Annotated in this window: 25 protein-coding genes; 10 read left to right on the top strand and 15 right to left on the bottom strand. The window is 71.3% G+C overall.

The window, feature by feature from the left end:
- Window positions 1–13: 13 nt before the first annotated feature.
- The 4 genes from rsgA to IE195_RS07255 all read right to left on the bottom strand — a co-directional run bounded on the left by rsgA (window position 14) and on the right by IE195_RS07255 (window position 4,121).
- Window positions 14–1,135, bottom strand: a complete 1,122-nt coding sequence (rsgA, locus tag IE195_RS07270) for a ribosome small subunit-dependent GTPase A (protein ID WP_191268708.1) — start codon at window positions 1,133–1,135, stop codon at window positions 14–16.
- A gap of 289 nt (window positions 1,136–1,424) precedes the next feature.
- A complete protein-coding gene (locus IE195_RS07265) occupies window positions 1,425–2,306 on the bottom strand; it encodes an MHYT domain-containing protein (RefSeq protein ID WP_191268706.1) in 882 nt (293 codons plus the stop codon).
- Window positions 2,307–2,468: 162 nt separating this feature from the next.
- Complete coding sequence (locus IE195_RS07260; RefSeq protein ID WP_191268704.1) at window positions 2,469–3,296, bottom strand: MHYT domain-containing protein; 828 nt, start codon at window positions 3,294–3,296, stop codon at window positions 2,469–2,471.
- Between the two features lie 186 nt (window positions 3,297–3,482).
- The gene (locus tag IE195_RS07255; RefSeq protein WP_505819015.1) at window positions 3,483–4,121 is read right to left on the bottom strand and encodes a TetR/AcrR family transcriptional regulator; all 639 of its coding nucleotides are present in this window, start codon (window positions 4,119–4,121) and stop codon (window positions 3,483–3,485) included.
- A 300-nt stretch (window positions 4,122–4,421) separates the two neighbouring features.
- Between IE195_RS07255 and IE195_RS07250 the strand changes: the two genes are divergently transcribed.
- The 4 genes from IE195_RS07250 to IE195_RS07235 all read left to right on the top strand — a co-directional run bounded on the left by IE195_RS07250 (window position 4,422) and on the right by IE195_RS07235 (window position 6,816).
- Entirely contained in the window at window positions 4,422–5,123 is a 702-nt protein-coding gene (locus IE195_RS07250; RefSeq protein ID WP_191268702.1) for a carbonic anhydrase, read from the top strand.
- Between the two features lie 330 nt (window positions 5,124–5,453).
- Complete coding sequence (locus IE195_RS07245; RefSeq protein ID WP_191268700.1) at window positions 5,454–5,954, top strand: hypothetical protein; 501 nt, start codon at window positions 5,454–5,456, stop codon at window positions 5,952–5,954.
- 98 nt (window positions 5,955–6,052) lie between these two features.
- A complete protein-coding gene (locus tag IE195_RS07240) occupies window positions 6,053–6,424 on the top strand; it encodes a hypothetical protein (RefSeq protein ID WP_191268698.1) in 372 nt (123 codons plus the stop codon).
- A 146-nt stretch (window positions 6,425–6,570) separates the two neighbouring features.
- Window positions 6,571–6,816, top strand: a complete 246-nt coding sequence (locus IE195_RS07235) for a hypothetical protein (RefSeq protein WP_191269088.1) — start codon at window positions 6,571–6,573, stop codon at window positions 6,814–6,816.
- Between the two features lie 82 nt (window positions 6,817–6,898).
- On the opposite strand, the gene IE195_RS07230 is transcribed toward IE195_RS07235, so the two are convergent.
- From IE195_RS07230 to IE195_RS07200, 7 genes are all read right to left on the bottom strand, one after another.
- Window positions 6,899–7,903 (bottom strand): sugar phosphate isomerase/epimerase family protein, encoded by a 1,005-nt coding sequence (locus IE195_RS07230; protein ID WP_191268696.1) that lies wholly within the window; start codon window positions 7,901–7,903, stop codon window positions 6,899–6,901.
- 65 nt (window positions 7,904–7,968) lie between these two features.
- A complete protein-coding gene (locus tag IE195_RS07225) occupies window positions 7,969–8,841 on the bottom strand; it encodes a sugar phosphate isomerase/epimerase family protein (protein ID WP_191268694.1) in 873 nt (290 codons plus the stop codon).
- The gene (locus IE195_RS07220; protein WP_191268693.1) at window positions 8,842–10,053 is read right to left on the bottom strand and encodes a substrate-binding domain-containing protein; all 1,212 of its coding nucleotides are present in this window, start codon (window positions 10,051–10,053) and stop codon (window positions 8,842–8,844) included.
- Window positions 10,054–10,059: 6 nt separating this feature from the next.
- Window positions 10,060–11,154 (bottom strand): ABC transporter permease, encoded by a 1,095-nt coding sequence (locus tag IE195_RS07215; protein WP_225942315.1) that lies wholly within the window; start codon window positions 11,152–11,154, stop codon window positions 10,060–10,062.
- Entirely contained in the window at window positions 11,151–12,230 is a 1,080-nt protein-coding gene (locus IE195_RS07210) for an ABC transporter permease (protein ID WP_191268691.1), read from the bottom strand. Before IE195_RS07210 ends, IE195_RS07215 begins: the two co-directional genes overlap by 4 nt.
- Window positions 12,227–13,786 (bottom strand): sugar ABC transporter ATP-binding protein, encoded by a 1,560-nt coding sequence (locus IE195_RS07205; RefSeq protein ID WP_191268689.1) that lies wholly within the window; start codon window positions 13,784–13,786, stop codon window positions 12,227–12,229. The genes IE195_RS07210 and IE195_RS07205 overlap by 4 nt, the downstream gene beginning before the upstream one ends.
- Window positions 13,783–14,949, bottom strand: a complete 1,167-nt coding sequence (locus tag IE195_RS07200) for a Gfo/Idh/MocA family protein (RefSeq protein ID WP_191269084.1) — start codon at window positions 14,947–14,949, stop codon at window positions 13,783–13,785. The genes IE195_RS07205 and IE195_RS07200 overlap by 4 nt, the downstream gene beginning before the upstream one ends.
- A gap of 115 nt (window positions 14,950–15,064) precedes the next feature.
- Here IE195_RS07200 and IE195_RS07195 point away from each other — a divergent pair, with 115 nt between their 5' ends.
- A complete protein-coding gene (locus IE195_RS07195; protein WP_191268688.1) occupies window positions 15,065–16,297 on the top strand; it encodes an ROK family transcriptional regulator in 1,233 nt (410 codons plus the stop codon).
- A gap of 4 nt (window positions 16,298–16,301) precedes the next feature.
- Here IE195_RS07195 and IE195_RS07190 read toward each other — a convergent pair whose 3' ends face one another.
- Window positions 16,302–17,729: a DUF6177 family protein gene (locus tag IE195_RS07190; protein WP_191268686.1), complete on the bottom strand. Its 1,428-nt coding sequence runs from the start codon at window positions 17,727–17,729 to the stop codon at window positions 16,302–16,304.
- A 161-nt stretch (window positions 17,730–17,890) separates the two neighbouring features.
- Window positions 17,891–18,523: a DUF6069 family protein gene (locus tag IE195_RS07185; protein ID WP_191268684.1), complete on the bottom strand. Its 633-nt coding sequence runs from the start codon at window positions 18,521–18,523 to the stop codon at window positions 17,891–17,893.
- Between the two features lie 89 nt (window positions 18,524–18,612).
- Here IE195_RS07185 and alr point away from each other — a divergent pair, with 89 nt between their 5' ends.
- From alr to tsaD, 5 genes are all read left to right on the top strand, one after another.
- Entirely contained in the window at window positions 18,613–19,740 is a 1,128-nt protein-coding gene (gene alr, locus IE195_RS07180; RefSeq protein WP_191268682.1) for an alanine racemase, read from the top strand.
- A gap of 117 nt (window positions 19,741–19,857) precedes the next feature.
- The gene (gene tsaE, locus IE195_RS07175) at window positions 19,858–20,370 is read left to right on the top strand and encodes a tRNA (adenosine(37)-N6)-threonylcarbamoyltransferase complex ATPase subunit type 1 TsaE (protein ID WP_191268680.1); all 513 of its coding nucleotides are present in this window, start codon (window positions 19,858–19,860) and stop codon (window positions 20,368–20,370) included.
- 12 nt (window positions 20,371–20,382) lie between these two features.
- The gene (tsaB, locus tag IE195_RS07170; RefSeq protein ID WP_191268678.1) at window positions 20,383–21,054 is read left to right on the top strand and encodes a tRNA (adenosine(37)-N6)-threonylcarbamoyltransferase complex dimerization subunit type 1 TsaB; all 672 of its coding nucleotides are present in this window, start codon (window positions 20,383–20,385) and stop codon (window positions 21,052–21,054) included.
- 23 nt (window positions 21,055–21,077) lie between these two features.
- Window positions 21,078–21,527, top strand: a complete 450-nt coding sequence (gene rimI / locus IE195_RS07165) for a ribosomal protein S18-alanine N-acetyltransferase (RefSeq protein ID WP_191269082.1) — start codon at window positions 21,078–21,080, stop codon at window positions 21,525–21,527.
- Window positions 21,520–22,551 (top strand): tRNA (adenosine(37)-N6)-threonylcarbamoyltransferase complex transferase subunit TsaD, encoded by a 1,032-nt coding sequence (gene tsaD / locus IE195_RS07160; protein ID WP_191268676.1) that lies wholly within the window; start codon window positions 21,520–21,522, stop codon window positions 22,549–22,551. Before rimI ends, tsaD begins: the two co-directional genes overlap by 8 nt.
- Window positions 22,552–22,600: 49 nt before the next feature.
- Here the strand turns inward: tsaD and IE195_RS07155 are convergent, their stop codons facing one another.
- Window positions 22,601–23,818, bottom strand: a complete 1,218-nt coding sequence (locus IE195_RS07155; RefSeq protein ID WP_191268674.1) for a YycP family beta-propeller protein — start codon at window positions 23,816–23,818, stop codon at window positions 22,601–22,603.
- Window positions 23,819–23,897: 79 nt separating this feature from the next.
- Complete coding sequence (locus IE195_RS07150; RefSeq protein ID WP_191268671.1) at window positions 23,898–24,650, bottom strand: hypothetical protein; 753 nt, start codon at window positions 24,648–24,650, stop codon at window positions 23,898–23,900.
- Between the last annotated feature and the right edge of the window lie 145 nt (window positions 24,651–24,795).

Genomic DNA, 24,795 nt, shown 5'->3' with positions numbered 1-24,795 from the left:
GGCGCCGGTTCTGCTAGAACCCGCGCTTGAGGCGGGCGGCCTCCCGGCCGACCCGGTCGTTGCGCTTCCACTCCTTCCTGCGCTCGGCGCGCAGGCGGGCGTCGCCCCGGGACCGGTTCCACTCGGCCTCGCGGCGCAGCCTGTACCAGCGTTCGAGGCGCCGGGTGTCGAGCTCCCCCTCGTCCACGGCGGCGTTGACCGCGCACCCGGGCTCGGCGCCGTGGGAGCAGTCCCGGAACCGGCAGCGTTCGGCCAGTTCGCCGATGTCGGCGAAGGTGCGGTCCACACCGCTCCCGTCCCCGGGCACGTCGATGCGGCGCACCCCGGGGATGTCCAGGAACAGTGCGCCCCCGGGCATCGGGATCAGCTGCCGGTGGGTGGTGGTGTGGCGTCCGCGCCTGTCGTCGCGGATCTCGCCGGTGTCCATCACCGTGTCCCCGGCGAGCGCGTTGAGCAGGCTGGACTTCCCGGCGCCCGAGGTACCGAGCAGGACCCAGGTGGAACCGGGGCGCAGCCGCGCCGCCAGCTCCGCCAGGCCCAGCCCGGTGTGTGCGCTGACGGTGTGCACGTCGGCGCCGGTGGTGACGGTCTCGACCAGTTCGACCACCTCGGGCAGGCGGTCACCGGCGAGTTCGGCCTTGGTGACGGCCACGACCGGGGTCGCCCCGCTGGCCCAGGCGAGGCTGAGGAAGCGTTCCAGACGGCCCACGTTGGGTCCCTGGTCGGCGGCCTCGCAGATCAGCACCGCGTCGATGTTGGCGGCCAGTACCTGGTCGTGGGAGTCCTTGGCCACGCCCTGGCGGACCAGGGTCCCGGCGCGGTCCAGGACGGCCTCGACGAGCCAGGCGTCCCCGGAGCGGCGTACGGCGACCCAGTCCCCGCTGGTCGGGGCGGTGCTGTGGTCGGCCTCCGCGGCCTTGCGGACCCGGGGGGAGAGCTTCGCGGTCTCGTGCTGCGGCATGCGGAGCCCGACGGAGCCCCGGCGGGCTTCGGTGACCCGGGCGGGGTACAGGGCGTGCTCGCTGCCCGGGGCGACGGTCTCGAAGGCGGCCTCGACGCGGGAGTTCCAACCCAGCTGACCGAGGGGGTGGAAGGAGTTGTCATCGGCTGCGGTGTTCGTGTTGTGGTGACTCACTGCGATCTCTCTGTGGAGCGCGAGCCGGTGCCGGCGGACGGGGCCGGAGGTGTCTCCCACCGAGGCCCCCGACCGTTCCGGGGGTGTGTCCTAGGGCTCGCTGACGACGGGAAGGTTCGGGTCGGGGCCAGACACCGTGCAGGTCATGGCTTGCTCCTCTCGTCAGCGGCCGGCGCGGATCGCACGGCACGCACCGAGCCTAGGGCGGGGACCCGTACCGGCGCCATCGGTTTTCGCGGCGGCCGGTTCTCCGCGCACAGCCCGGCTCCCCGGCGTCCGCCGAGGCGCCTCAGCGCCGTCTCGTCCACACGTCGTCGCCGGGTCGGGGCGCGTGTGGTTCGGGCGCGGGGGCCTGCGGGGCGCCGTGTCTGGGGACGTAGTACACGTCGGCGCTCTGGATGGTGTGCTCCGCCGCCCGGTGCGAGGGCGCGGCGTAGCCCCGGCGCTCGTACTCCTCCTCGCCGCCCAGCAGCAGGAAGAGGCTGCAGATCAGCAGGAAGACGAACATGCCCGTCATCAGGGGCAGCAGCAGGTCGCGGGCCCGCATCCCCTCGGGGGCGCCGACGTGCATGAAGTCGGTGGGGGTGATGTGTACCCCGGCCATGCCGGTGTAGTGCACGGAGGTGACGGCGACCGCCATCACCAGGGCGGCGAGGGTCATGCTGCCGGGGCTGCGCAGGTGACGGGCGAACCAGAGCGCCGCGGTGGCGGCGACCACGGCGATCGCACAGGACAGGGCGACGTAGACGGGATCGTGGTGCAGTTCGCCGTGGATGTTCATGGAGGCCATGCCCGTGTAGTGCATGGCGATGACGCCCACGCCGAGCAGGACCCCGCCGCACAGGAGCCAGCCGGTGCTGGGGCGCCTGACCACCAGGTGGAGGGCGAACCCCATGACCAGGACCGGGACGATCCCGCTGATGGCGGTGAGTACGGCGTCGTAACGGATGGCTGTCCCGCTGACGGTGTAGCCGAGCATGGCGACGAAGTGCATCGACCACACGGCCACTCCACCGATGGAGAGCGCTGCCAGGCTCAGCCACTGCCACCGGAAGAAACCCGTCGTACGACGGGCCCGGGAGGCGAAGGCGAGCCCGAGGAAGGATCCGATCGCCGAGACTGCGTAGGCGATCGAGGGGGTTATCCAGCCTTGGGCTAGGAGTTCGGCCACGGTCTTCTTACTCTACTTTCCATGACTTAAGTCACATCTGTGGCTTGTGTTCATGGAACCTAAGCAGGTAGGAGGCCGATTGCCAAGGGGGGTGAGCTTTCCCCGTTGGCCTGATGTGGCCACGGGGAACCTGATCCCGGGGTCGTTCCGGGGCGGCCGGGGTCAGCGGCGGTGACGGGCGCGTTCACCGAAGAGCCCGACCTCGCGTTCCCCCTCGCCGGAGGGCCGGGTGTCGCGCTCCTCCTCGTCGGAGGGCCGGATCCGGCGCTCGTCCTCACCGGCGTTCAGCAGCAGGAAGAGGCTGCAGATCAGCAGGAAGACGAACAGGCCGGTGATGAGCGGCAGGAGCAGGTCCGGTGTGCTCGCCCCGGGCGGCGGCGTGGTCGGGGCGTTCTCGGCGGGGGTGAAGCTCATACCGAACATCCCGGTGTAGTGCATGGCCGACACGGCCACGCCCATGAGGAGTGCGGCCACCAGGGAGTACGAGATCCTGCGCAGGTTCAGGGCGAACCACAGCGCCGCGGTGGCGGCGCTCACCGCGATCACACAGGCGGCCGCCACGTAGGCCGGATTGTGGTGCAGGTGACCGTGGATGTTCATGGAGGCCATGCCCATGTAGTGCATGCCCACCACACCGGCGCCCGCGAGCACCCCGCCGCCGAGGAGCGCGGATGCCGACCGGCGCGCGGTGGCCAGGGTGAGGGCCGCGGCCATCACCCCGATCGCGAGCAGGCCGCTGGCGATGGTGAGCGCGGTGTCGTAGCGGATGGGTGCCCCCTGGACCTGGAAGCCGACCATGGCCACGAAGTGCATGGTCCAGATGGCGGTACCGCCGAGACAGGCGGAGCTCAGGGCCAGCCAGGGCCAGCGCCCGGCCCCGGGCGCGTCCCTGGCCAGCAGGGCGAACCTCAGGCCGATGAACGAACCGATGACGGAGAGGGTGTAGGCGGCGGCGGGCGTCCACCACCCGTAGGAGAAGTGGTCGATCATGGCGCGGGACTCCGATAGGGGGTTCCGGAAAGAAGGGGACCATTCCACCCTAGGCGCCCGTTTCGATTACCGACATCCCCAGGAACCCTTTTTGTGCTGGTCAAAGGGGTCATAAGGGCTGAAAGCTCCGTCTGTCGGGCGTTCCAGCCGCGCCGGGGAGCCCCCGTGATGCCGGGCACACGGGGGTCAGCCGCGGTGGGTGCGCAGCCCCTCGAAGGCGATCCGGCACAGGGAGTCGGCGATCTCCTCGCAGGCCATGCCCCGATCCGGCTTGTACCACTCGACGATCGAGTTGACCATCCCGAAGAGCAGGCGGGAGGCGACCGCGGGGTCGACGTCGCTGCGGATGTCGCCGTCGACGACACCCTCGCGGACCAGGTCGGCGATGAGGTGGTCGAACTGCCGGCGGCGTTCCAGAGCGTGCTTCTCCACCTGGGTGTTGCCGCGAACCCGAAGCAACAGGGTGACGTGGGGGAGCTCCTCCACCAGGACCCGGACACTGCCGCGCATCACGTGTTCGAGCCGCGCGATGGCGGGGCCGCTCGTCGCCCCCTCCTCGCGGGTGACCTCGAACAGGGCGTCCATGGCCAGGTCGAGGGACTGGCGCAGCAGTTCGGTCTTGCCGGTGACGTGGTGGTAGATCGCGGACTTGGTCACGCCCAGGGCGCGGGCCAGGTCCTCCATGCTCGTGCCGTCGTACCCGCGTTCGTTGAACACGCGTGCGGCCACGCGCAGTACGGAGTCGGCGTCGTGCCCCGGTCGGCCGGAGCGGCGCCTGCCGGTCTGCCGGGGAGCGGCTGGTTCGGATGGGGAAGATCGGGACACGGTTGTCGAATCTACCTTGTGACGGGCGTGGACGTGTGTGAGGTCGTGGCACCCGTCGTGTCATTCCGGTGCTGAGCCGGGCTCCGGGCGGTGCCCGAAGGAGGAGGCGGGCCGGGACGGCGTGCGACCCGTTCCGCAGCGGGCACGCCGACCGCACCGACGGGGGAGCCGTCCCGGGACCCCGGAAATCGGGGCGTTAGGAAAACGTCAATCCCTCTTGTCGGCCGCCGCGGGCCGGAGGTAGCTTCTTTCCGATTTGCGACAAAAGACCTTTTGCGTGCGAAACGGAAAAGAGATCTCATGGCCATCACCCGCCGCGGTGCCCTGAAAGCCTCGGTCCTCAGCGGCGTCGGCGCCGCCGTCGCCACCACCCTTCCGTCCGCGGCCTGGGCGGACACGGATCCGTCCGGGACCGCCGCCGTCGACGCCGACAAAGCGCTGCGACTCCTCGAACAGGGAAACAAGCGCTGGGCCCGACACCACTCCAGACACCCCCACGAGGGCAGGGCGCGCCGGGCGCAGCTCGTCGGGGGGCAGAACCCCTTCGCGACCGTCCTGGGCTGTGCGGACTCCCGGGTGCCTCCGGAGCTGGTCTTCGACCGCGGGCTGGGCGACCTCTTCACCGTCCGTTCGGCCGGCCAGGTCCTGGACGGCTCCGTCCTGGGCAGCCTCACCTACGCGGCCGAACACCTGCACACTCCGTTGCTCGTGGTCATGGGCCACCAGGGCTGCGGTGCGGTCAGCGCCGCCGTGGAGGCCCACCGCACCGGCGAACTCCCGCCCGGGCACATCGGCGGCCTGGTCGCGGAGATCCTGGAGGTCGTGGAGTCCACCCCGGACGACGGTGAGGACTTCATCGACGACTGCGTGCGGGCCAACGCCGGACACATCGCCCGGCTCCTCCGGGAGGACGACGAGCTGGGCGGGTTCGTCGCGGACGGACGGCTGAGGGTCGTCGCCGCCCGCTACGGTCTGGAGGACTCCCGGGTCTCCTGGCTCTGATCGATCAGGCTCTGGGCGACCGCGCGCCCCGCCCGTCCCTCCGGCGGGGCGCGCGGGCCGAAGGTCCCGGAACGCGTGGGAGCACCCAGGCGCCGTCACAGGGTGATCTCCTCCCCCTTCCAGTGCTCCAGACGCGTTTACCGTACATTCCGTAGAAAACTCCTCTCTCGCCTTTTCTTCCTCAATAACCTGCCAACCAGCTAAGACGCGATAAATGACAGAAAAGCCTGCGGAGGGGACTCCGGGGTTCTATTCTCATGCTGTCCCCAAGGACGTTTTCCGATCCGTCCGCGGGTCGGCTCCGCCGTCCCCGATCCCGTGAGGAACGCCGTGCTCGCCATCGATCAGCAGATGCGGGAGATGCTCCACATGCCGGGGGTGAGCAGTGTCTGCCTCATCGACTGGCGCAGCGGCCGTGCCCTGACCCGGGTCGGTGCCGGCGGGGCGGACGGGGTGACGGGTACGGCGGCGATCCTCCAGGCCATCCACAGCGGTCCGCTCTGCACCGCCCAGTCGGTCGAGGACGTGGTCGTCACCGAAGGCGACCACCACCTGCTGTTCGCCGTTCTGCGCGGGTCCGAGTTCTGCGTCCAGGTGCGGCTGGAACGGGACCGGGGCAACCTCGGCTTCGCTCTGCGCCGTCTGCGCTCCCTCGCTGAGGACGTCGAGGTCCCGCACCGGGACCGGGGAGGCCCGCCCCGCAGGGGCAGGGGCTCCCAGCCCCGGCCCCGGGCCCTGGTCCCGGTGGACCGCCCGGTGCTGGAACGCGTCCTGGCCGCTCTGCGCACCCTGTCCCTGGGACGGGCCGGGACGGGGACGGTGGTCGCGTGACCGGTGGCTCCACCCCGCACCGGCGTGCTCCGGGGCTGCGTCGCTGGATCGCCGACCGGGGAGTGCTGCGTCGGCTCAACCAAAGGAAAGAGAAGGACATGCCGAACATCGAAACCGGGCTCAAGGACATGATGGAGATCGACGGCGCCATCGGCGCCGCCGTGGTCGACTACAGCAGCGGAATGGCCCTGGGAACGCTCTCCTCGACCAACGCCCTGGACCTCACCGTCGCCGCGGCCGGGAACACCGAGGTGGTCCGCGCCAAGATGCGGACCATGGACCAGCTCGGCCTCAACGACGCGGTGGAGGACATCCTCATCACCCTGTCCGGCCAGTACCACATCATCCGCCCGCTCACCAGCAAGAAGGGGCAGGGGCTCTTCCTCTACCTCGCCCTGGACCGGGCCCGGGGCAACCTCGCCCTGGCCCGCCACCGGCTCAAGGGCATCGAGGGGGTCCTCGAGGTCTGAGACGGGATCCCGGGGGCCCGAGAGGGGAACGGTGGAGGCCCGGTCCGCCTCCGCCGACCGCTCCCGGTGTCCGGCCCGCGGGCTTCACAGCCCTGCGGTGATGGGGGAGAATACCGGTGACCACCCCCCATGGCATGGAGACCCCTATGTTCCGGATCGCGATCAGTCAGCTCACCGACGGCGGTCGGCGCATCACACCTGAGCACCGGAGCACCGCCATGTCCGTGGACGAGGCGGTACTGGCCCTCCGCGAACACCTGCCCACCGTCGACACCACCGCGTTCCACAGCGAAGCGGTCCAGCGCTCGGTCAACCGGGTCAACGACTTCCGCCACGACGTGGACACCGCCGACGGCGGCCGCTACCGCGTGGTCATCGCCCCCATGATGTGAACCCGGCCCGCACCGGGGCCCGGGGACCCGCGGCCCCCGAAGCGCCGGGGGTCACGAGAGCCGCAGGCCCCGGGGCCTGCGGTCAGTCCGAACCGAAGGCGGAGTCGAAGGACGCCTCGGGCGGATCGAAGGCGTTGGCCCGCACGAACTTCACCGCCTCGGCGGCGCCGGTCAGGCGGTCCATGCCGGCGTCCTCCCACTCGATCGAGATCGGACCCTGGTAGCCGATCGAGTTCAGCACGCGGAAACACGCCTCCCAGGGCACGTCGCCGCGGCCGGTGGACACGAAGTCCCACCCGCGGCGCGGGTCGCCCCAGGGCAGGTGCGAGCCCAGCCGCCCGTTGCGCCCGTTGCCCACCCGCTTGCGGGCGTCCTTGCAGTCCACGTGGTAGATGCGGTCGCGGAAGTCCCACAGGAAACCGACCGGGTCGATGTCCTGCCACACCATGTGGCTGGGGTCCCAGTTCAGCCCGAAGGCCTCCCGGTGCCCCACCGCCTCCAGCGCCGCCTGGGTCGACCAGTAGTCGTAGGCGATCTCGGAGGGATGCACCTCGTGGGCGAAGCGCACACCCACCTCGTCGAACACGTCCAGGATCGGGTTCCACCGGTCGGCGAAGTCCCGGTACCCGGCCCGGATGACGTCGTCGCCGACCGGCGGGAACATCGCCACGTACTTCCAGATCGCCGACCCGGTGAAGCCCACGACCGTGGACACGCCCATCCTCGCGGCGGCCCGTGCGGTCAGTTCCATCTCCTCGGCGGCACGCCGGCGGACCCCCTCCGGGTCGCCGTCGCCCCACACCCGGGAGGGCAGGATGTCCCGGTGCCGGTGGTCGATGGGGTCGTCGCACACCGCCTGGCCCAGGAGGTGGTTCGAGATCGCCCACACACCCAGGCCGTGGCGCTTGAGCACGTCCAGGCGCTCCTGGACGTACCCGTCGTCCACCGCGGCGCGGGTGACGTCGAGGTGGTCGCCCCAGCAGGCGATCTCCAGGCCGTCGTAGCCCCAGGAGGAGGCGAGTGCGCACACCTCCTCGAAGGGAAGGTCGGCCCACTGGCCGGTGAAGAGGGTGACCGGTCTGGTCATCGGATTGCCTCCATGGTGTTCGGTGCGGGGCCGTGCCCGGCCAGGTCGCCGTCTCGTCGGTGTGATCAGTGCACGACGGCTCCTGCCGTCGGTGGCAGGGAACGCAGGTGGGCCAGGCCGTCGACCGCGATCGCGTCCTGGGAGGCGGCCAGGGGACGCCACACGGACGCGGCCGTGGCGATGCTGGCGTTGTCGGCCGTGAACGACTCGATGACCAGGGGGCCCGAGTAACCGGTCTGGTCCAGTGCGGTCACGATCCGTGACCAGTCCAGGTGGTCGGCCCCGGGAGCGCCCCGGTCGTTCGCGCAGACCTGGACGTGGTGGATGTTCTCCCCTGCCCGCCTGACCGCGTCCGCCACGTCACGCTCCTCGATGTTCATGTGGTAGAGGTCCAGCGCCAGCCCGCAGTGCTGGGCGGGCAGGTCCGCCAGCGCCTCCAGGGCCTGGTCGACCGTGTTGAGCACGCTGGTCTCGTACCGGTTCAGCGGCTCCACGGCCACCCGGACCCCCGCGGCCGCGGCGTGCTCGACCACGGGGGCGAGCGCCTCGGTGAGTTCCGCGCGCAGCCCCGCCCGCTCGGACGGGGACATCCGCCAGGTGCGCCCGACCGAGGCGTAGGCCGGGCCCGCGACGACGGTGGAACCCACCGTCGCCGCGGCGTCCACGACCCGCCTCAGGTAGTCCTGGGTCGCGGACCGGGTGGCCGGGTCGGTCGCGACCAGCTCCCGCCCCGGACCCATCACCAGCACGACGCCGGCGTCCAGACCCAGACCGTCCAACAGGGTCCGGGCGCGCCGGGGGTCCCAGTCGCCGGTGTTCTCCACCGGTAGTTCGAGCAGGTCGAACCCCCACCCCGCGACACGGGGCGCGATCCGCTCCAGCTCCTGGTCGGTGAGCGGTGACGTCCACACCCAGGTGTTGACCCCCAGCGCGCGCATCTACCGGTCCACCCAGGCCTCGGGGAAGCCCGGCAGGTCCTCGCCGCCGAACTTGGCGTAGTGCAGGGAGGGCATGGCGGAGTTGCGCTCCAGGTAGTCGTCGAGCTCGTCCTCGCGGATCGGCTCCTGGGGCAGCACCCACTCGGCCGGGACCTCCTCGCCCGCCAGGATCATGCCCGCCGCGATGACCGGGGTCCGCCACTGGAAGTTGGAGTACACCGGGGCGATCGCCGTCAGGTCCTCCTCGTCCCACTTGCGCATGAAGCTCAGCTCGTCCTCGCCGGAGATCACCGGGTAGGGCCGGCCGGCGTCCTCGAAGGCCTCCAGACCCGCGACCGCGCCGTCGCCCGCGTCCATCCAGATGCCGTCCACGTCGCCGCGCTGGAGGTGCTGGGAGACCAGGTCCTTGATCTGGGCCCCGTCGCCCTCGGTGAACTCGAAGCCGAGGACCTCCAGCTCGCTCTCGCCGAAGACCTGCTGGGCGGCGGCCCAACGGTGTTCGAGCACGTCCACACCGGGCAGGATGCGCAGCGCCAGCACCGTCGAACCCGGGTCCAGGTTCTCGACCAGGAAGTCGGCGGCGTCGGCACCGTAGGCGTAGCCGCCGATCGGGTGGATGAACGTGACCATGCAGTCGGAGTTCACGCCGCGGTCGAAGACGATGACCGGGACGCCGCTCTCACAGGCGGTCTCGACCGCGGGGGTCAGGGTCGCGGTGGTGGACGGCGAGATGATGATCGCGTCGCAGTCCCCGGCGTCCACGAACGCCTGGATGTCGGAGATCTGCTGGTTGTCGTCGTCGGCCGCGTCCGAGGAGCGGAAGTCGCCGATCCGGCCCTCCTCGACGAGCTCCTCCACCTGCTGCTCCATGGTGATGAAGCCGGTCACCCGCCACGGGTTGGACACCGAGGCGTTGGAGAAGCAGACGGTGGCGTCCTCGGGGTCGTCGATCGCGAACTCGGAGGTGTCGATCCACTCGGGCTCGATCGCCTGCATCCAGGGCTCGTCCTCCGGGCCCTCCGGGGTGATGTCGCGCTGGGCGAGCTGGGTGTCGAACTCCGCCTGGTCGAACCACTCGGCGTCCGGCGTCAGCGAGCCCTCCTGTCCGCCGTCCGCGGCGCCGGGGGCGCCCTCGGGGTCGTCGGTCGTACAGGCCGTGAGTACCAGGGTGAGGCTGGCGGCGCCAGCCAGGAGTACGCGTGGCACGCGCATGGGGGTTTACCTCCTGGGAGAGTCGAGCGGTTGCTCGGTCGGGTGGTCCGGTCGCCGTCTCAGGCGCTCCGGCAGTCGTAGGTCGCCGCGGCGCGAGGCGTAGGCCACGGCCGCGATGATGATGAGCCCCTGCGCCGTCGGCTGGATGGTCGACGGCAGGTACAGCTGGTTGAACAGGGTGAAGAGCGCCTCGACGGTGAGGGCGCCGAGCACGGCGGCCACCACGGTTCCGCGGCCTCCGCCCAACACCACGCCGCCGAGGACGACGGCCGTGATGGCGGTGAACTCCAGGCCCTCACCGACCTGGGCGGTGACCCCCGCGAAGCCGCCGATGAGGATGGCGGCGACGGTGGCCGCCAGGGAGGAGCCGACGAAGGCCAGGGTCCGCACCCGCCACACCCGGACCCCGGAGAAGGCGGCGGCGGTGTCGTTGTCACCGGTCGCCATGAGCGTGCGCCCGTAGGGCGAACGCATCAGCAGCACCGCTCCGGCGGTGATGACCGTTGCGATGACCAGCGCCCAGGGGATCTGGCCGAGCACCGGGACGCCTTCGAGGCCGTGTCGGCCGAACACGCGGAAGCCCTCCGAGAGGGCTCCGGTGGGCGCGCCTCCGGTCCAGTGCCGCACGGCGCCGAAGAGGATCAGCATCGTGCCGAGTGTGGTGATGATCGACGGGACCCTCAGCAACGTGGTGACCAGGCCGTTGACCAGGCCGACCAGCAGGCCGAAGAGCAGCATCACCCCGATCACCGGGAACGTCATCGCCTCCTCGCCGTCGATGAGGCGGGCGGCGATCACGACCTGGGCGCCCACCAGGGAGCCGACCGAGAGGTCGAACTCCCCGGAGACGATCACCAGGTACTGGCCGATCGCGAGGATGACCAGCGGTGCCACCTTCTTCGCGAATGCCATCAGCGGCGGCCCCTCGAAGAACGACGGGTTCTGGGTGGCGATGACCGCGAAGATCAGCACCAGCAGCACCGTCACCGTTCCGGTCCCGCTTCGCAGCAGGGAGAGCACGGGATCGGGTCGGCTCGGGCCCGCACCGGTGGCCGGAACGCGTTCCGGGGGACGGGAGGGCGTGGGGACGGGGGATGTCATCTCTTTCCTCCCTGGGCCAGCGGTTCCGGCGAGGGCGGTGGATCCGGCGGGCCGGCGGCCGGGGGCGGAGCGCCGCCCGAGGGGAAACGGACCCGGACGGCGGTCCGGGAGATCTGGCTCCGGGCGTAGAGGGCCACGGCGGCGATCACGATCGTGCCGCGCAGCACGTCCTTGACGAACGGGTCGATGCCCAGGGTGTTGAACACCGTGTCCAGCGTCGCGAGGATGAACACGCCGGCGACCGTCCCGGCGACGCCGCCGCGGCCGCCGAGCAGGTAGGTGCCGCCGAGCACCACCGCCGCGATGGCCTCCAGCTCGTAGCCGTTGTTGTAGACCAGAGTGTTGCCGGTGCCGAAACGGGAGGCCAGGAGCAGACCGGCCACACCTGCCATCACCGAGCACAGCACGTGCGCGGTGATCACGGGCAGCTCCGGCCGGACCCCGGACAGGCGGGCGACCTCGGAGTCACCGCCCACGGCGTACATGTGGAAGCCCGTCCGGGTGCGCCGCAGGTACAGCACGGCCAGCACCGCCAGGACCAGCATGACCAGGGTGGACACCGGGAACACCCCGATCCGGGAGAGCCCGAACGTCTGGAACGCGGCCGGGATCGACCCGGCCGGCCCCTGGAACTGCGTGTCCAGGTACCCCTTGATGACCAGGCCCGTCCCCAGGGTGGCTATGAAGGGGTTGACCCGCAGCCTGGTGATGACCAGCCCGTTGGCCAGGCCGATCAGCGCGGCCAGGCCCAGGGTGGCGCCGACGCCGAGGAGGATCCGGGAGGGGTCGCCGGCCATGGTCAGCCCCGCGACCACCGTGGACAGGGCCGCGACGTAGCCGACCGACAGGTCCAGGGAGCGGCACAGGATGACCAGGGTCATCCCGATGGCGAGGAAGCCCAGCAGGCTGCTCCGGGTGAACAGGTCCACCGTGTTGGCCGCGGTGAGGAGGCTGGCGCCCCGGGCGGCCACGAACACCGCGCTGACCAGTAGGACACCGGCCAGGGCGAGGTACACCAGTCCGGTGGTGCCCAGCCGGGAGCTCAGGGCCCGGGAGGCGGTGAGTACTCGGGTCACGGGGCGGCCTCCTCGTGTCGGTGCGGCCCGGCGGAGTCCTCGTCCGCGCTCTCGTGCGCGCCGTCGGGGGGAGCGCCGGTGGCCAGGGCCATCACGGCCTCCTCGCTGGAACCGCCGGGGAGCTCTCCCGCCACCCGGCCGTCCCCGAGCACGACCAGGCGGTCCGCCATACCGATCAGCTCGGGGAGTTCGGAGCTGATCAGCAGGATCGCCACCCCGCTCGCGGCGAGTTCGCGGATCAGGGTGTAGACGGCCTGCTTCGCGCCGACGTCGATCCCGCGGGTGGGTTCGTCGAGCACCATCACCCCGGGGTCGGTGGCCAGCCACTTGGCCAGGACGACCTTCTGCTGGTTGCCGCCGGAGAGGTAGCGCACCTCCTGGTGGTGTCCGCCCCGGGCGACCAGTTCCAGCGCGGAGAGGATGCCGGGGATCCGCCGGGCGCGCCGACCGGAGCCGGAGGGCAGGACGGCGTCCAGGACGAGACGGCTGTTGGCCAGGATCGACTGGTTCAGTGACAGCCCCTGGGCCTTGCGGTCCTCGGTGACCAGGGCCAGGCCCGCTCGGACCGCCTGCCGGGGCGAACGCGGGTCGGCCCGCAGTCCGTCCACGCTGACCCCGCCCCGGGTGAAGCGGTCGATCCCGAAGAGCGCGTGTGCGATCTCGGTCCGGCCGCTGCCCTGGAGCCCGGCCAGGCCGACGATCTCGCCGCCGCGCACCTGGAGGTCGATCCCGTCCAGTTGGGCGTTGCCGCCACCGGAGACGGAGAGACGGACCTCGCCCACGTGTTCGCCGCGGGGTTCGAGGCGTTCGGGGAAGACGGCGGAGACGGGGCGTCCCACCATCTTGCGGACCAGGTCGGCCGGGCGGGTCCCGGAGGCCGGGCCGGTGTCCACCAGGTGGCCGTCCTTGAGGACGGTGATGGTGTCCGCCAGGTCGAAGATCTCCCTGAGACGGTGGGACACGTAGAGGATGCCCACCCCGCGTTCGCGCAGGCGCCCGATGATCCGGTAGAGCAACTCGACCTCGTGGTCGGCCAGTGCGGCGGTGGGTTCGTCCATGGAGATGACGCGGGCGTCGTGGGAGAGCGCCTTGACGATCTCCACCACCTGTTGTTCGGCCACGGACAGCGAGCGGACCTTCGACCGCGGTTCGATGCCCTCCAGCCCGAGGTCGTCCAGGAGCCGGGCGGTGTCCCGTTCCATGGCGCGCTCGTCCACGAGCCCCCTGCGCCGGGGCTCCCGGCCGAGGAACACGTTCTGCGCGACGGTGCGTTCGGGGAGGAGGTTGAACTCCTGGAACACCGTGGCCACGCCGGCCCGCTGCGCCTGCACGGGGTGCTCGAAGGAGACCTCCCGGCCGGCGAGCTCGATCCGCCCGCTGTCGGCGCGGTGTACCCCGGCGAGCACCTTCATCAGCGTGGACTTGCCCGCGCCGTTCTCCCCGACCAGGGCGTGCAGTTCCCCGGCGCGGAGTTCGAGGTCGACCCCGTGCAGGACCCGAACACCCAGGAAGGACTTGCTGACGCCGGTCATCCTGAGCAGGGGGTGGGTGCTCATGCCCCGCCCACCTCCGGGGCCCCGGCCGTCGGGACGTCGACCCACCGGCGTTCCCGTGCCGAGGTCAGGACGGACTCGGCGAGGACGGCGGTCCGCAGGCCGTCGGCGAAGACCGGGAGGCCCTCGGGCGCACTGCCCGCGATGGCCGCCGCGGTGTCCGCGACCAGGGAGTTGAAGCAGTCCTGGTAGCCCTGGGGGTGGCCGACGGGCAGGCTGGACAGCCGGGCGGCGTCGGGGCTGAGTGCGGGGTCGTCGCGGGAGACGGTCCCGGTGCGGCCGCGCCCGCCGGCCCACAGGGTCTCGGGCCGTTCCTGGTCGAAGCGCAGGGAGCCCTCCGTTCCGGAGACCTCCAGCACGAGCTGGTTCTTGCGTCCGGGGGAGACCTGGCTGATCACGGCGCTGCCGACGGTTCCGCCCGCGGTGGTGAACTGGAAGGTCACCAGGTCCTCGGTGGTGACCGCGCGCCCGCCGTCCTCCCCGCGGGTGTCGGCGATGCGGGAGGTCTGGGCGCTGACGGCGGTGATGCGGTCGCCGGTGACGAACTCGAGCATGTCGCACCAGTGGGAGCCGATGTCGCCGAAGGCGCGGGTGGGGCCGCCGACCGTCGGGTCGACCCGCCAGTTGTCCTCCTCCGGGTAGAGGAGCCAGTCCTGGAGGTAGCCGCCGTGGGCGAGGCTGACCCGGCCGATCGAGCCCGCGGCGATCCTGGCGCGGGCCTCACGGACCATGGGGTGGAAGCGGTAGACGAAGGGGACCACGGCGACCCGCTCGGCCTCGCGCGCGGTTCTGGTGAGCTCTCGCGCGGTCTCGGCGTCGGTGGCCAGCGGTTTCTCGCAGACGACGTGCTTGCCGGCGGAGAGGGCGGCCAGACTCAGGGGGGCGTGCAGGTGGTTGGGGGTGCACACGTGCACCACGTCCACGTCGGGACTGCGGACGAGTTCGAGGGCGTCTGCGTGGGCTCGGGCGATGCCGTTGGCGGCTCGGAACACCTCGGCTTTTTCGGGGGAGGACCCGGCCACTCCGACGACCTCGCCCCCGCTGGCGCGGACGGCGTGGGAGTGGACCCGACCCATGAAGCCGGTTCCGATCACCGCGGCCCGGTAGGCCCCGGGGGTGGCCGGTCCGGATGCTGAGGCCTTATCCGGACTTGTGACCTTCTTCACTGACATGACCGAGACGTTACGTCCGACTTATGTCGATCGTCAAGCATAAGTTGCCGGATGCGGACAAATTAGATGGAGTGGGATCGATCAATAGATCCTGTGCTTCACTGGTTCCATGACGGAAGATGCGCTGACGGCCCCGGGGGCCCCGGGGGCGACATCCCTGCGGAACCCGGGCGCCACCACCGCCGCGCCAGGTGCCGGAACCCTGCTCCGGCTACTCCGCGACGGCCGCCCACGAACCCGCTCCGAACTGGCCTCCGTCACCGGACTGGCCCGTTCCACGGTGACCCAGCGCGTGGACGCGCTCCTGGCCAGCGGCCTGATCGGTCCGGCGGGCGAGGCCGTCTCGACCGGCGGGCGACCGCCCACGACCTTCTCCTTCCGGCCCGACGCCCGGGTCGTCCTCGCCGCCGACCTCGGCGCCACCCACGCCCGGATGGCCCTCACCGACATGTCGGGGACGGTGCTCGCCGAGGACCGCGCCGACATCGACATCGCGCTGGGGCCCGAACCCGTCCTGGACTGGGTGGTCGACCACGGCCGGGCCCTGCTGGAGTCCGCGGGCCGCGGTGCCGACGAACTCCTCGGCTTCGGCGTGGGCCTGCCCGGCCCGGTCCAGCACTCCACGGGGCGCGCGGTCAACCCGCCGATCATGCCCGGCTGGGACCACTTCGACGTCGCCGGCTACGTCAACAGCCGGATCGCCCGGCCCGTGCTGGTGGACAACGACGTCAACATCATGGCGATCGGTGAACACCACGCCACCTGGCCCACCGCCAGCCATCTGCTGTTCGTCAAGGTCGCCACCGGCATCGGCTGCGGGATCGTCAGTGAGGGGCGCGTCTACCGGGGCGCCCAGGGGGCGGCCGGGGACATGGGGCACATCCACGTCCCCAGCGGCGACGACCGGCCCTGCCGCTGCGGCAACACCGGCTGCCTGGAGGCCGTGGCCAGCGGCCACGCCCTCGCCGAGGCGCTCACCGCCGAGGGGATCCCCGCCTCGGGGGCCCGCGACGTGGTGGAGCTGTCCCGCAACGGCTCCGTGCCCGCGCTGCGCGCCCTGCGCCAGGCCGGCCGGGACATCGGCGAGGTACTGGCCGCCTCGGTGAACATGTTCAACCCCTCGGTGATCGTCATCGGCGGCGCGCTCGCCCTGGCCGGGGACCACCTGCTCGCAGGGGTACGGGAGATCATCTACCAGCGGTCGCTGCCGCTGGCCACGGAGAACCTGAGCATCGTCTCGTCCAGGGCGGGCGAGAGCGCGGGCGTGATCGGGGCCGCCGTCATGGTGATCGAGCACTGCCTGAGCCCCGAGCACGCCGAAACCCTGATCATGGGCGGCTGACCTCTCAGCGGCGGAGGGGCCGCCGGGCGGGGCGCAGGTGCCGCATCAGGGCCTGAAAGCGTTCCCAGCCGTCCGGTTCCACCCCGTCCCCGATCCGGTACCAGACGACCGGTGTCATGGGCGGGCCGAACGGTACCCCGCGCACCGGAGCCGCCAGGGCGCTCTCCCGGCCCACCGAGGTCACGCCCTCCGCGCCCACGGCCAGGCCCACCGGGACGGGCACGCCCGCCCAGCGCGGCGGGTGGAGCAGGTCCGCGCGACCGAACGCGCGTCGCACGGTCATGGAGCGCAGCCCGTCCCGGTCGGACAGCTCACGCACGAGCGGTCGCAGCGCGTCCAGGTCCGGATCCTCGTCGGCCCGGTGTCCCACCGTGAACTGGACGTGCTCGCGGATCCCCGTCTCCGTACGCGAGACCCGAAGCCTCCCGGCGAAGGGGCGGGTGCCCTCCTCGGCGGAGCCCTCGGGCCGACCGCCGAAAACCAGTGTTGTTTCGCCCGGCGCCCGGTTGCGCGCCAGGGCGGTGACACCCGCCGTGTCCCACTCGCGGGTCAGCGGCTCGGAGACGCCCCACACCGACGGCGGTGCCCCGCCCAGCCGCTCGGCCAGCAGTTCCACGGCCCCGCCCAGTTCCAGGTCGTCGCTGGCCGGATGGTCCACCTGGAGGCTCACGTGCAGCTGGGTACCGCTCACGTGTTCCTCCTCGGCCCGGAAGTCCCGGTGCGGGCCGTCCTCGGTCCGTGCCCGCGGGTCCGGGACGTACCCCACCCCGTCCTGCCAGGTCATCGGCAGACCGTTGAACCCGTCGTAGTGGTGCCCGTCCGCGGTGCGTACCACCCACACGGCGTTCGGGTTTCCCAGGAGCGAGCGCATCGCGTGCGTGAGCACGCTCGTGGCGGGGGTGAGCAGTTGGAGGCCGAGCCCCGCACGCCCGTACCGGGCCAGGGCGTCCACCGTCCAGCTCGACAGGGACACCACCGGCCGGTCCTGCACCAGCACGGCGTTCCTCTCGGTCACCGCGCTCACCGCGGGGTGATCGGTGCCGCCGAGCAGGTGGTCCTCCCGGAAGAGCCGTGCCCGCGGTTCCCACACCTTCCCGCCGTGCCTCCCGGCCAGGTGGTGCGCGAACCTTCGTGCCGTACCGGCGGTGTCGGTGTCCGCCAGCGCCGCGCCCCGGGCCTCCACCCACAGCGGCTGGGCGGGGAGGTCGTCGCCGATCCCCTCCGCCAACAGGCGGTCGGCCTCAGCCGACACCGCGAGCCGCTGTGCGGACTGCACGGCGAGCACGAGCCGTCCGGAACCGTCGCGCAGCTGTACCACGGTTCCCTCGGCGACCAGCCGGACACGCAGGTCGGGATCGGCTGCCGCCAGTGCCTCCAGGAGTGAGCGGCGGCTGGGGCTCTCGGCCAGCAGGGCGATCACGTCACGGCTCAAGGGGGTTCCTCGGGGGTGCGAAAAGGGGGTTTCGGGCGACTCCCACGCTAGCGCGCACGGGATCCGCCGGACGGGCGGCTTACCCGGTCCGGGCACACGAAGGGGGCGGGGTCCCGTTCCGGGCCCCGCCCCCTTCACGCGCTTCGTACGTCGCCCTGCGGTCAGTCGTCACGGATGCCGTGGCGGGCACGCTCCTCCTCCGCCCTCTGGCGCTCCGCGCGGTAGCGGGCGGCGTCGTACTCGGCGTCCTCCTCCAGCGCGCGGTAGCGCTCGGGGTCGTACTCCCGCTGGTTCACGTCGGGAAGGACGCCCTCGTGTCGCAGCGCGGGTCCCGGGCGGCGGCCGGACGAGGCCGGCACCCGACTGATGATCGCGGTCCTTCCGACCCCGCGCAGCAGCGAGGCGATCGCGACACCGCACACCAGGTTGATCAGACCCGTGGCGATCTGGCTGGAGATCTCGGCGCCCTGGGTGAAGGGCGTGACGGCCGCGATGGCCGTGGCCAGACCGACGATCCAGCCGAAGAACGAGATCGCCCGGGGCGCGGACAGCAGCAGCAGGTGCAGCAGCGCGGTCGCCAGGAGCGCGACCACGCCCGCCAGGAGCGCGTAGCCGACCGTTCCGGCGTCCCCCAGGTACCCGGCGTCCTCCGGGGCCAGCACCGGGATCCCGAAGATCCCCCTGACCACCAGGGTTCCGGCGAAGATGACCAGTGCGGCGACAACCGCGGTGGCCAGACCGCCGGACCAGAGCCGGGTCACGTTGACGGCTCGTTCACTTCCGTTTTCGTTCATACCGATATCCCCAAATAGGGCTCGAACTCGGTCGTAGCCCACATACCCGCAGCTCCGCAGCGGTAATCCACGCGTGGAACACTGTGGACATGGCTCCTTTCGCGCATGCTCGCGTCGACCTCGACGCGATCACCTCCAACGCCCGGCTGCTCCGTGAGCTGGCCGGGGGAACACCGCTCATGGGAGTGGTCAAGGCCGACGGTTACGGCCACGGAATGCTGCCCGCCGCGCACGCCCTCGTCGCCGGCGGTGCGACGTGGCTGGGGACCGCGTTCATCAAGGAGGGGCTGGAGCTGCGCCGAGCGGGCGTCACCGTGCCCGTGCTGTCCTGGATCGTCCCCCCGGGAGAGCCGGTGGGCGAGGCGATCGAGGCCGGAATCGACCTCGGGGTCAGCCACCGAGCCGTCCTGGACGAGGCGGTCGCCGAGGCGCGCCGGCTGGGCCGGGTCGCCCGGGTCCAGCTCAAGGCCGACACCGGCCTGCACCGCGGAGGGGTCGACCGGGCCGACTGGGAGTCGGTGGTCGCTGCCGCCGCCCGTGCGGAGGAGGAGGGGCTGTTGAAGGTCAGCGGGGTGTGGTCGCACTTCGCCTGCGCGGACGAGCCCGGCCACCCCTCGATCCGGGCGCAGCTGGACGTGTTCCACGAGGCGCTGGAGGTCGCGGAGAAGGCGGGACTGGCCCCCGAGGTCCGGCACATCGCCAACTCGGCCGCGCTGCTGACCCTGCCCGAAGCCCGGTTCGATCTGGTCCGCGGCGGTATCGCGAGTTACGGACTGTGTCCGATTCCCGATTATGACGTGCCCGGATTGCGTCCCGCAATGACCCTCGAAGCCAAGGTCGCACTGACCAAACGGGCACCCGAGGGCAGCGGCGTCTCCTACGGCCACCGGTACTTCACCCGGGGCGAGACCACGCTGGCCCTGGTGCCGCTGGGCTACGCCGACGGGGTGCCCAGGGCCGCCACGAACAAGGGCCCCGTCCTGCTGGGCGGCCGTCGCCGCACCATCGCGGGAACAGTCTGCATGGACCAGTTCGTTGTCGATGTCGGAAACGCCCCGGTGGAGGCGGGCGAGCACGCGGTACTGTTCGGCGACCCGAGCGAGTGCCCGGCCGTTCCCACCGCCGAGGAGTGGGCCGAGATCCTGGACACCATCCCGTACGAGATCGTCACCCGGGTCGGTGCGCGGGTGCCCCGCGAGTACACCGGCGGGACCTGACGCTCTGCCCGATATCGGTCACGAACCTCCTCCACCCGGCCTAACCTGGGTGAAGAGGTAACTTCGGCGCGCTCGGCCGCCGCCCGGACCACCCACCCGAACGAGCCTGCGAGAGCCATGACAGACACCACAGCCACCACCACAGGCGCGCTCCGCGTCCACGCGGTCACCGCCGCCACGGACGAGGAGATGCGCGTTCTGGGCCGTGACCTCGCCGCCCTCGCCCGCCCCGGAGACCTGCTCATCCTCTCCGGGCCCCTGGGCGCGGGCAAGACCACCTTCACCCAGGGCCTCGGACAGGGCCTGGGCGTGCGCGGGTCGGTCACCTCGCCCACCTTCATCATCTCCCGGATCCACCCCTCCCTGACCGGCGGTCCCGCCCTCGTGCACGTGGACGCCTACCGGCTCGGCGGACCCGCGGAGATCGACGACATCGACCTGGACATGACCCTCCCCGAGTCGGTCACCGTCGTCGAATGGGGTGAGGGCGTGGCCGAGGGGCTGGCCGACGACCGGCTGGAGATCCGGATCGAACGCCACCCCGACGACACCCGTACCGTCCACCTGCGCCCGGTCGGCGCCCGGTGGGCCGACATCGACCTGCCCGGCACAGTCGCCGGGCGCGGATAGGCGGACAAACCAGTGCTGCTCCTGGCCTTCGACACCGCCACCCCGGCGGTCACCGCCGCCATCGGCGAGACCGACCCCGACGGCGCCTTCACACTGCGCGCCGGCGCGAGCTCGGTGGACGCGCGCCGCCACGGCGAACTCCTCGCACCCACCATCCAGGACCTGCTCGCCGAGTCGGGCCTGAGCCTGGCCGACCTCGACCACATCGCGGTCGGCACCGGCCCCGGCCCCTACACGGGACTGCGGGTCGGCCTGGCCACCGGCCACGCCCTCGCCGACGCTCTGGGCATCCCCTGCCACGGGGTCACCACCCTGGACGCGCTGGCCTTCGCCACCAAGCGCACCGAACCCTTCCTGGGCATGACCGACGCCCGCCGCAAGGAGGTGTTCTGGGCCCGCTACGAGGACCACCTCACCCGGACGGGCGAGGTCCGCGTCGACCGGCCCGCCGAGATCGACACCCAGGGCCTGCCGCTGGTCGGCGACGGCGCCCGGATGTACGCCGAGGCGCTGGGGGCCGAGGCCGACGAGCCGCTGCTCCCGGACGCCGCCGCCATGGCCGAACTGGCCCTGCTCCGCCTGCACCGCGGCCGGAGCCTGCCCGAACCCAACCCCCTCTACCTGCGCCGCCCCGACGCGGTCGAGCCCGGCGCCCCGAAGAAGGTCCGACAGTGGGTGAAGTGACCGAGCGGGCGCACCTGCGCCGGATGAGCGCCGACGACGTCCCGGCCGTCATGGCGCTGGAACGCGCCCTGTTCCCGCTCGACGCCTGGAGCGAGGGCATGCTCCGCGAGGAGCTCGCCGAGACCGCCACCCGTCACTACCTGGTGGCCGAGTCCGGGGAACCCGGGGACACCGCCGTCGTCGGCTACGCGGGGTTGCGGTTCGTCCCGCCCGAGGGCGACGTGCAGACCATGGCCGTCGCCGAACCTGCGTGGGGGAGGGGGATCGGCCGGGCGCTGCTCACCGAGCTCCTCGCCGCGGCCGGCGAGCGCGGCGTCACCCACATGTTCCTGGAGGTGCGCTCGGACAACCCGCGCGCCCAGGACCTGTACACACGCTTCGGCTTCGAGGCGATCGGCGTACGCCGGGGCTACTACAAGGGTGCGGACGCGATCGTCATGCGGCGCGTCACGGAGAAGGGGACCGATGAGTGAGCCGTTGATCCTGGGGATCGAGACGTCCTGCGACGAGACCGGCGTGGCGCTGGTCCGGGGCTGTGAACTGCTCGGTGACTCGGTGGCCTCCAGCGTCGAACAGCACGTCCGCTTCGGCGGGGTCGTGCCCGAGGTGGCCAGCCGCGCGCACCTGGAGGCCATGACGCCGACCGTGCGCCGCGCCCTGGACAGCGCCGGAGCGGAGCTGTCCGACGTCGACGCCGTCGCCGTCACGGCCGGGCCCGGCCTGGCCGGTGCGCTCCTGGTGGGGGTCTCCGCGGCCAAGGCCTACGCGATGGCCCTCGGCAAGCCGCTGTACGGGGTCAACCATCTGGTGGGGCACGTCGCCGTCGACCAGCTGGAGCACGGACCGCTGCCCAAACCCGCGATCGCCCTGCTCGTCTCCGGCGGCCACACCTCGCTGCTGCTGGTCAACGACCTGGCCACCGACGTGGTCTCGCTCGGCGACACCGTCGACGACGCCGCAGGTGAGGCCTACGACAAGGTGGCGCGGCTGCTGGAACTGCCCTACCCGGGCGGTCCGCCCATCGACCAGGCGGCCCAGCGCGGCGACCCCAGGACGATGCGCTTCCCGCGCGGCAAGTGGGGCGACGGCACCTACGACTTCTCCTTCTCCGGGCTGAAGACGGCCGTGGCCCGCCACGTGGAGGACACCGACCGCAGGGGCGAACCCCTGGTGGTGGCCGACATCGCCGCCGCCTTCCAGGAGTCGGTGGTGGACGTGCTCACCCGCAAGGCCGTCGACGCCTGCGTGGAGCACGGGGTGAGCACCCTGGTGATCAGCGGCGGCGTGGCGGCCAACTCGGCCCTGCGGGCCCTGGCCCGGCAGCGCTGCACCGAGGCCGGGATCGAACTGCGCGTCCCGCGCCCCCGCCTGTGCACCGACAACGGCGCGATGATCGCGGCCCTGGGCGCCGAGGTCGTGGCGGCGGGCCTGCCGCCGTCCTCGCTCGACCTGGCCACGGACACCTCCCTGCCGGTGGGTTCCCCGCTGGCCGTGTAGCCGGACCGACGCTTCCGCGGGGCCCCGCCGACCAGCCGGTCGGCGGGGCTCAGCCGGTTCCGGTGAGGGGCAGGAAGTCGTAGAGGCCCAGGCCGCGCAGGTCCATGGGGAGCGACGCCAACCCGGTGACGGCGAGTTCGGAGGTCATCTCTCCGGTGGCGGCGTCATAGGTCTGGAGGGTGGCCCTGTCCTCGTCCTCGAAGTTCCGGAAGAAGACGTACAGTTCTTCGCCTGACCACGAGGTGTGTACCTCGTCGGACGCCGACGCTTCGGGGTCGGTGGTGAAGTGGGCGGAGGCTTCGCCGGTCGTGGTGTCGAAGCGGTACGCCTGCCCGGTGCCGTCCACGAGGTACAGGGTGTCGTCGATCAGGTGCGTCCTGCGGCTTCCGTAGTACCAGGCGGCTTCGGCGCTGGGCAGGTCGGCCTTGTCCGCTGGAGGGGCGTCGCTGTCGTCATGGGTGTAGTAGTCGTCGTAGTAGGTGGCGACGGGGTGGTGTTCCACCGATCCGTCGGAGAGGTCCACGTCGGTCAGGCGCAGGCCCACCTCCCGGTCGTCCACTCCTTCGGCCCGCCGTGAGTACTCCGGTTGATACAGGTGACCGCCGTTGACCGTGAGTCCCCCCTGCGGCAGATCCTCCTCGTGGATGGTCCATTCCGCGACGGGCTCGTAGGTGAGTTCGGTGCCCAGTTGCGCGGCGTAGAGGGTGACGGTGAGCTCTTCCTCCTCCCATGAGTCGGGAACCCCGGTGAGGTAGAGGGTGCCGTCCGGGCCTGCCCCGGTCTGCCAGATCTCGGAGTCCACGCTGCCGGTGCGCAGGGTGTCGCCGTCGTACCAGTTGACCGAGGAGGTGTAGCCGTCTCCCGTGTCCCCGGTGTTGAAGACGGTGTACAGGGTCCCGTCCGGGAGCGTTCCGCCCATGACGGCTCCGTACTCCTCGCTGGCGCGATCGAATCGTGTGGCTCCGGGGCCGACGATCGTGCTGGTGGCGACCTCGTGGAACAGCAGGTCGGTTCCGTTGTAGGCCATGGCTTCGTACTGCATGCCCTCGGTCGTCACGGACTCGGTTGTGCCGTCTTCGTCGACGAAGACGACGTAGCCCTTGGTCATCGCGTTCCAGAAGCCGCTGGAGTAGTACAGGACGGCGACCTTGCCGTCCAGGTAGTCCGTGCGGTCCAGGTCGGGCCCGGCGCAACCGGTCAGGGCAAGAACCAGCGCCCCGCAGCACAGAAGGGACAGGGGTACGTGCGGTGGGTGCTCGCTCGGCAAGGAGTGCTCCGGGTTCGGGATGACGGGAGTTTGCGGGACGCCTGGAGGAGGGCGCCCCGCAGGGGCTTGTCGGGTGTGGTCAGACCTTGATGGTTTTGTAGGTCACCGTGTGGCTGGAGTCCCGCATGTCACGCGGGTAGACCCCGGCCCCCTTGTTGGCGTCGACGTCCAATTTGGCCTTGAGCAGATAGGCGCTCCACACGAGCTTGGAGCAGTTCTTGGCCCCGTAGTGCCCGGTCTTGCGGTTGGTGGCGAAGTTGGCCGAGTACTTGTCCTTGCCGACCCGGCTGTTCGCCCAGTTCGCCGCCGAGTTCCGCTTCGTCTGCGTGGTCTTGACGTACTGCATGACCGCGTTGTTGTAGACGAGACGGCGGTTACGGTGGATCTTCTGCACCGGCGTTCCGGGGATCGATTCCACGATGTTGTCCTTCGTGTGGAAGATGCCGACATGCCCGGTCTTGATCGTGTTCGGCGTGTAGAAGACGTCGCCCTTGCGTTTTGCGGCGCTGAGTTTGTGAGCGCCCTTACCCACCGACATCGTGCCCACCTCGCCCTCGGACGGACCGGTCTCCTCGGCCTCCTCCTCGGCGAGTTCCTCCTGGTGGCGGAGTTCGGCGAGGACGACCTGTGAGGCGGCCTCTTCGGTGAGCCCGTCGGAGGCGGCGTAGTCGGCGACCGCCTCGGCCATCTCCTCCGGTGAGACCCCCGGCTGGAGTTCGACGATCTCGGCCAGGTTCTGTTCCGACACGGTGGCGACGTCAGACCAGGCCACGGAGGAACCGGTGCCCACGAGGACGAGGGTCAGCCCAGCGGAGAGGAGCGTTCTCTTCAATTTTTTGTCTCGCGATCTCTTGGAGCGAGCGGGGAGTCTTCAGGGGCTGCGGGCGGGGGACGTCCCCCGTGCCCCTCGGTGCGGTGCGCTCGGAGATTATGGCGATTTTCGTGGATCACCAAGGGCGGTCCCGTGGTCGGACGCC

The organism is Nocardiopsis terrae (assembly GCF_014651695.1).
In the GTDB taxonomy this organism is placed as follows: domain Bacteria; phylum Actinomycetota; class Actinomycetes; order Streptosporangiales; family Streptosporangiaceae; genus Nocardiopsis; species Nocardiopsis terrae.
Note: the sequence above shows the minus strand (reverse complement) of the source record. Positions and strands in the feature narration are given on the sequence as shown.

Coding starts and splice junctions, on each gene's coding strand:
- IE195_RS07260 (WP_191268704.1), bottom strand. CDS start 3,296: ATGATCGACCACTTCTCCTACGGGTGGTGGACGCCCGCCGCCGCCTAC.
- IE195_RS07250 (WP_191268702.1), top strand. CDS start 4,422: ATGGCCATCACCCGCCGCGGTGCCCTGAAAGCCTCGGTCCTCAGCGGC.
- IE195_RS07240 (WP_191268698.1), top strand. CDS start 6,053: ATGCCGAACATCGAAACCGGGCTCAAGGACATGATGGAGATCGACGGC.
- IE195_RS07235 (WP_191269088.1), top strand. CDS start 6,571: ATGTTCCGGATCGCGATCAGTCAGCTCACCGACGGCGGTCGGCGCATC.
- IE195_RS07230 (WP_191268696.1), bottom strand. CDS start 7,903: ATGACCAGACCGGTCACCCTCTTCACCGGCCAGTGGGCCGACCTTCCC.
- IE195_RS07225 (WP_191268694.1), bottom strand. CDS start 8,841: ATGCGCGCGCTGGGGGTCAACACCTGGGTGTGGACGTCACCGCTCACC.
- IE195_RS07220 (WP_191268693.1), bottom strand. CDS start 10,053: ATGCGCGTGCCACGCGTACTCCTGGCTGGCGCCGCCAGCCTCACCCTG.
- IE195_RS07215 (WP_225942315.1), bottom strand. CDS start 11,154: ATGACATCCCCCGTCCCCACGCCCTCCCGTCCCCCGGAACGCGTTCCG.
- IE195_RS07205 (WP_191268689.1), bottom strand. CDS start 13,786: ATGAGCACCCACCCCCTGCTCAGGATGACCGGCGTCAGCAAGTCCTTC.
- IE195_RS07195 (WP_191268688.1), top strand. CDS start 15,065: ATGACGGAAGATGCGCTGACGGCCCCGGGGGCCCCGGGGGCGACATCC.
- IE195_RS07185 (WP_191268684.1), bottom strand. CDS start 18,523: ATGAACGAAAACGGAAGTGAACGAGCCGTCAACGTGACCCGGCTCTGG.
- alr (WP_191268682.1), top strand. CDS start 18,613: ATGGCTCCTTTCGCGCATGCTCGCGTCGACCTCGACGCGATCACCTCC.
- tsaE (WP_191268680.1), top strand. CDS start 19,858: ATGACAGACACCACAGCCACCACCACAGGCGCGCTCCGCGTCCACGCG.
- rimI (WP_191269082.1), top strand. CDS start 21,078: ATGAGCGCCGACGACGTCCCGGCCGTCATGGCGCTGGAACGCGCCCTG.
- tsaD (WP_191268676.1), top strand. CDS start 21,520: ATGAGTGAGCCGTTGATCCTGGGGATCGAGACGTCCTGCGACGAGACC.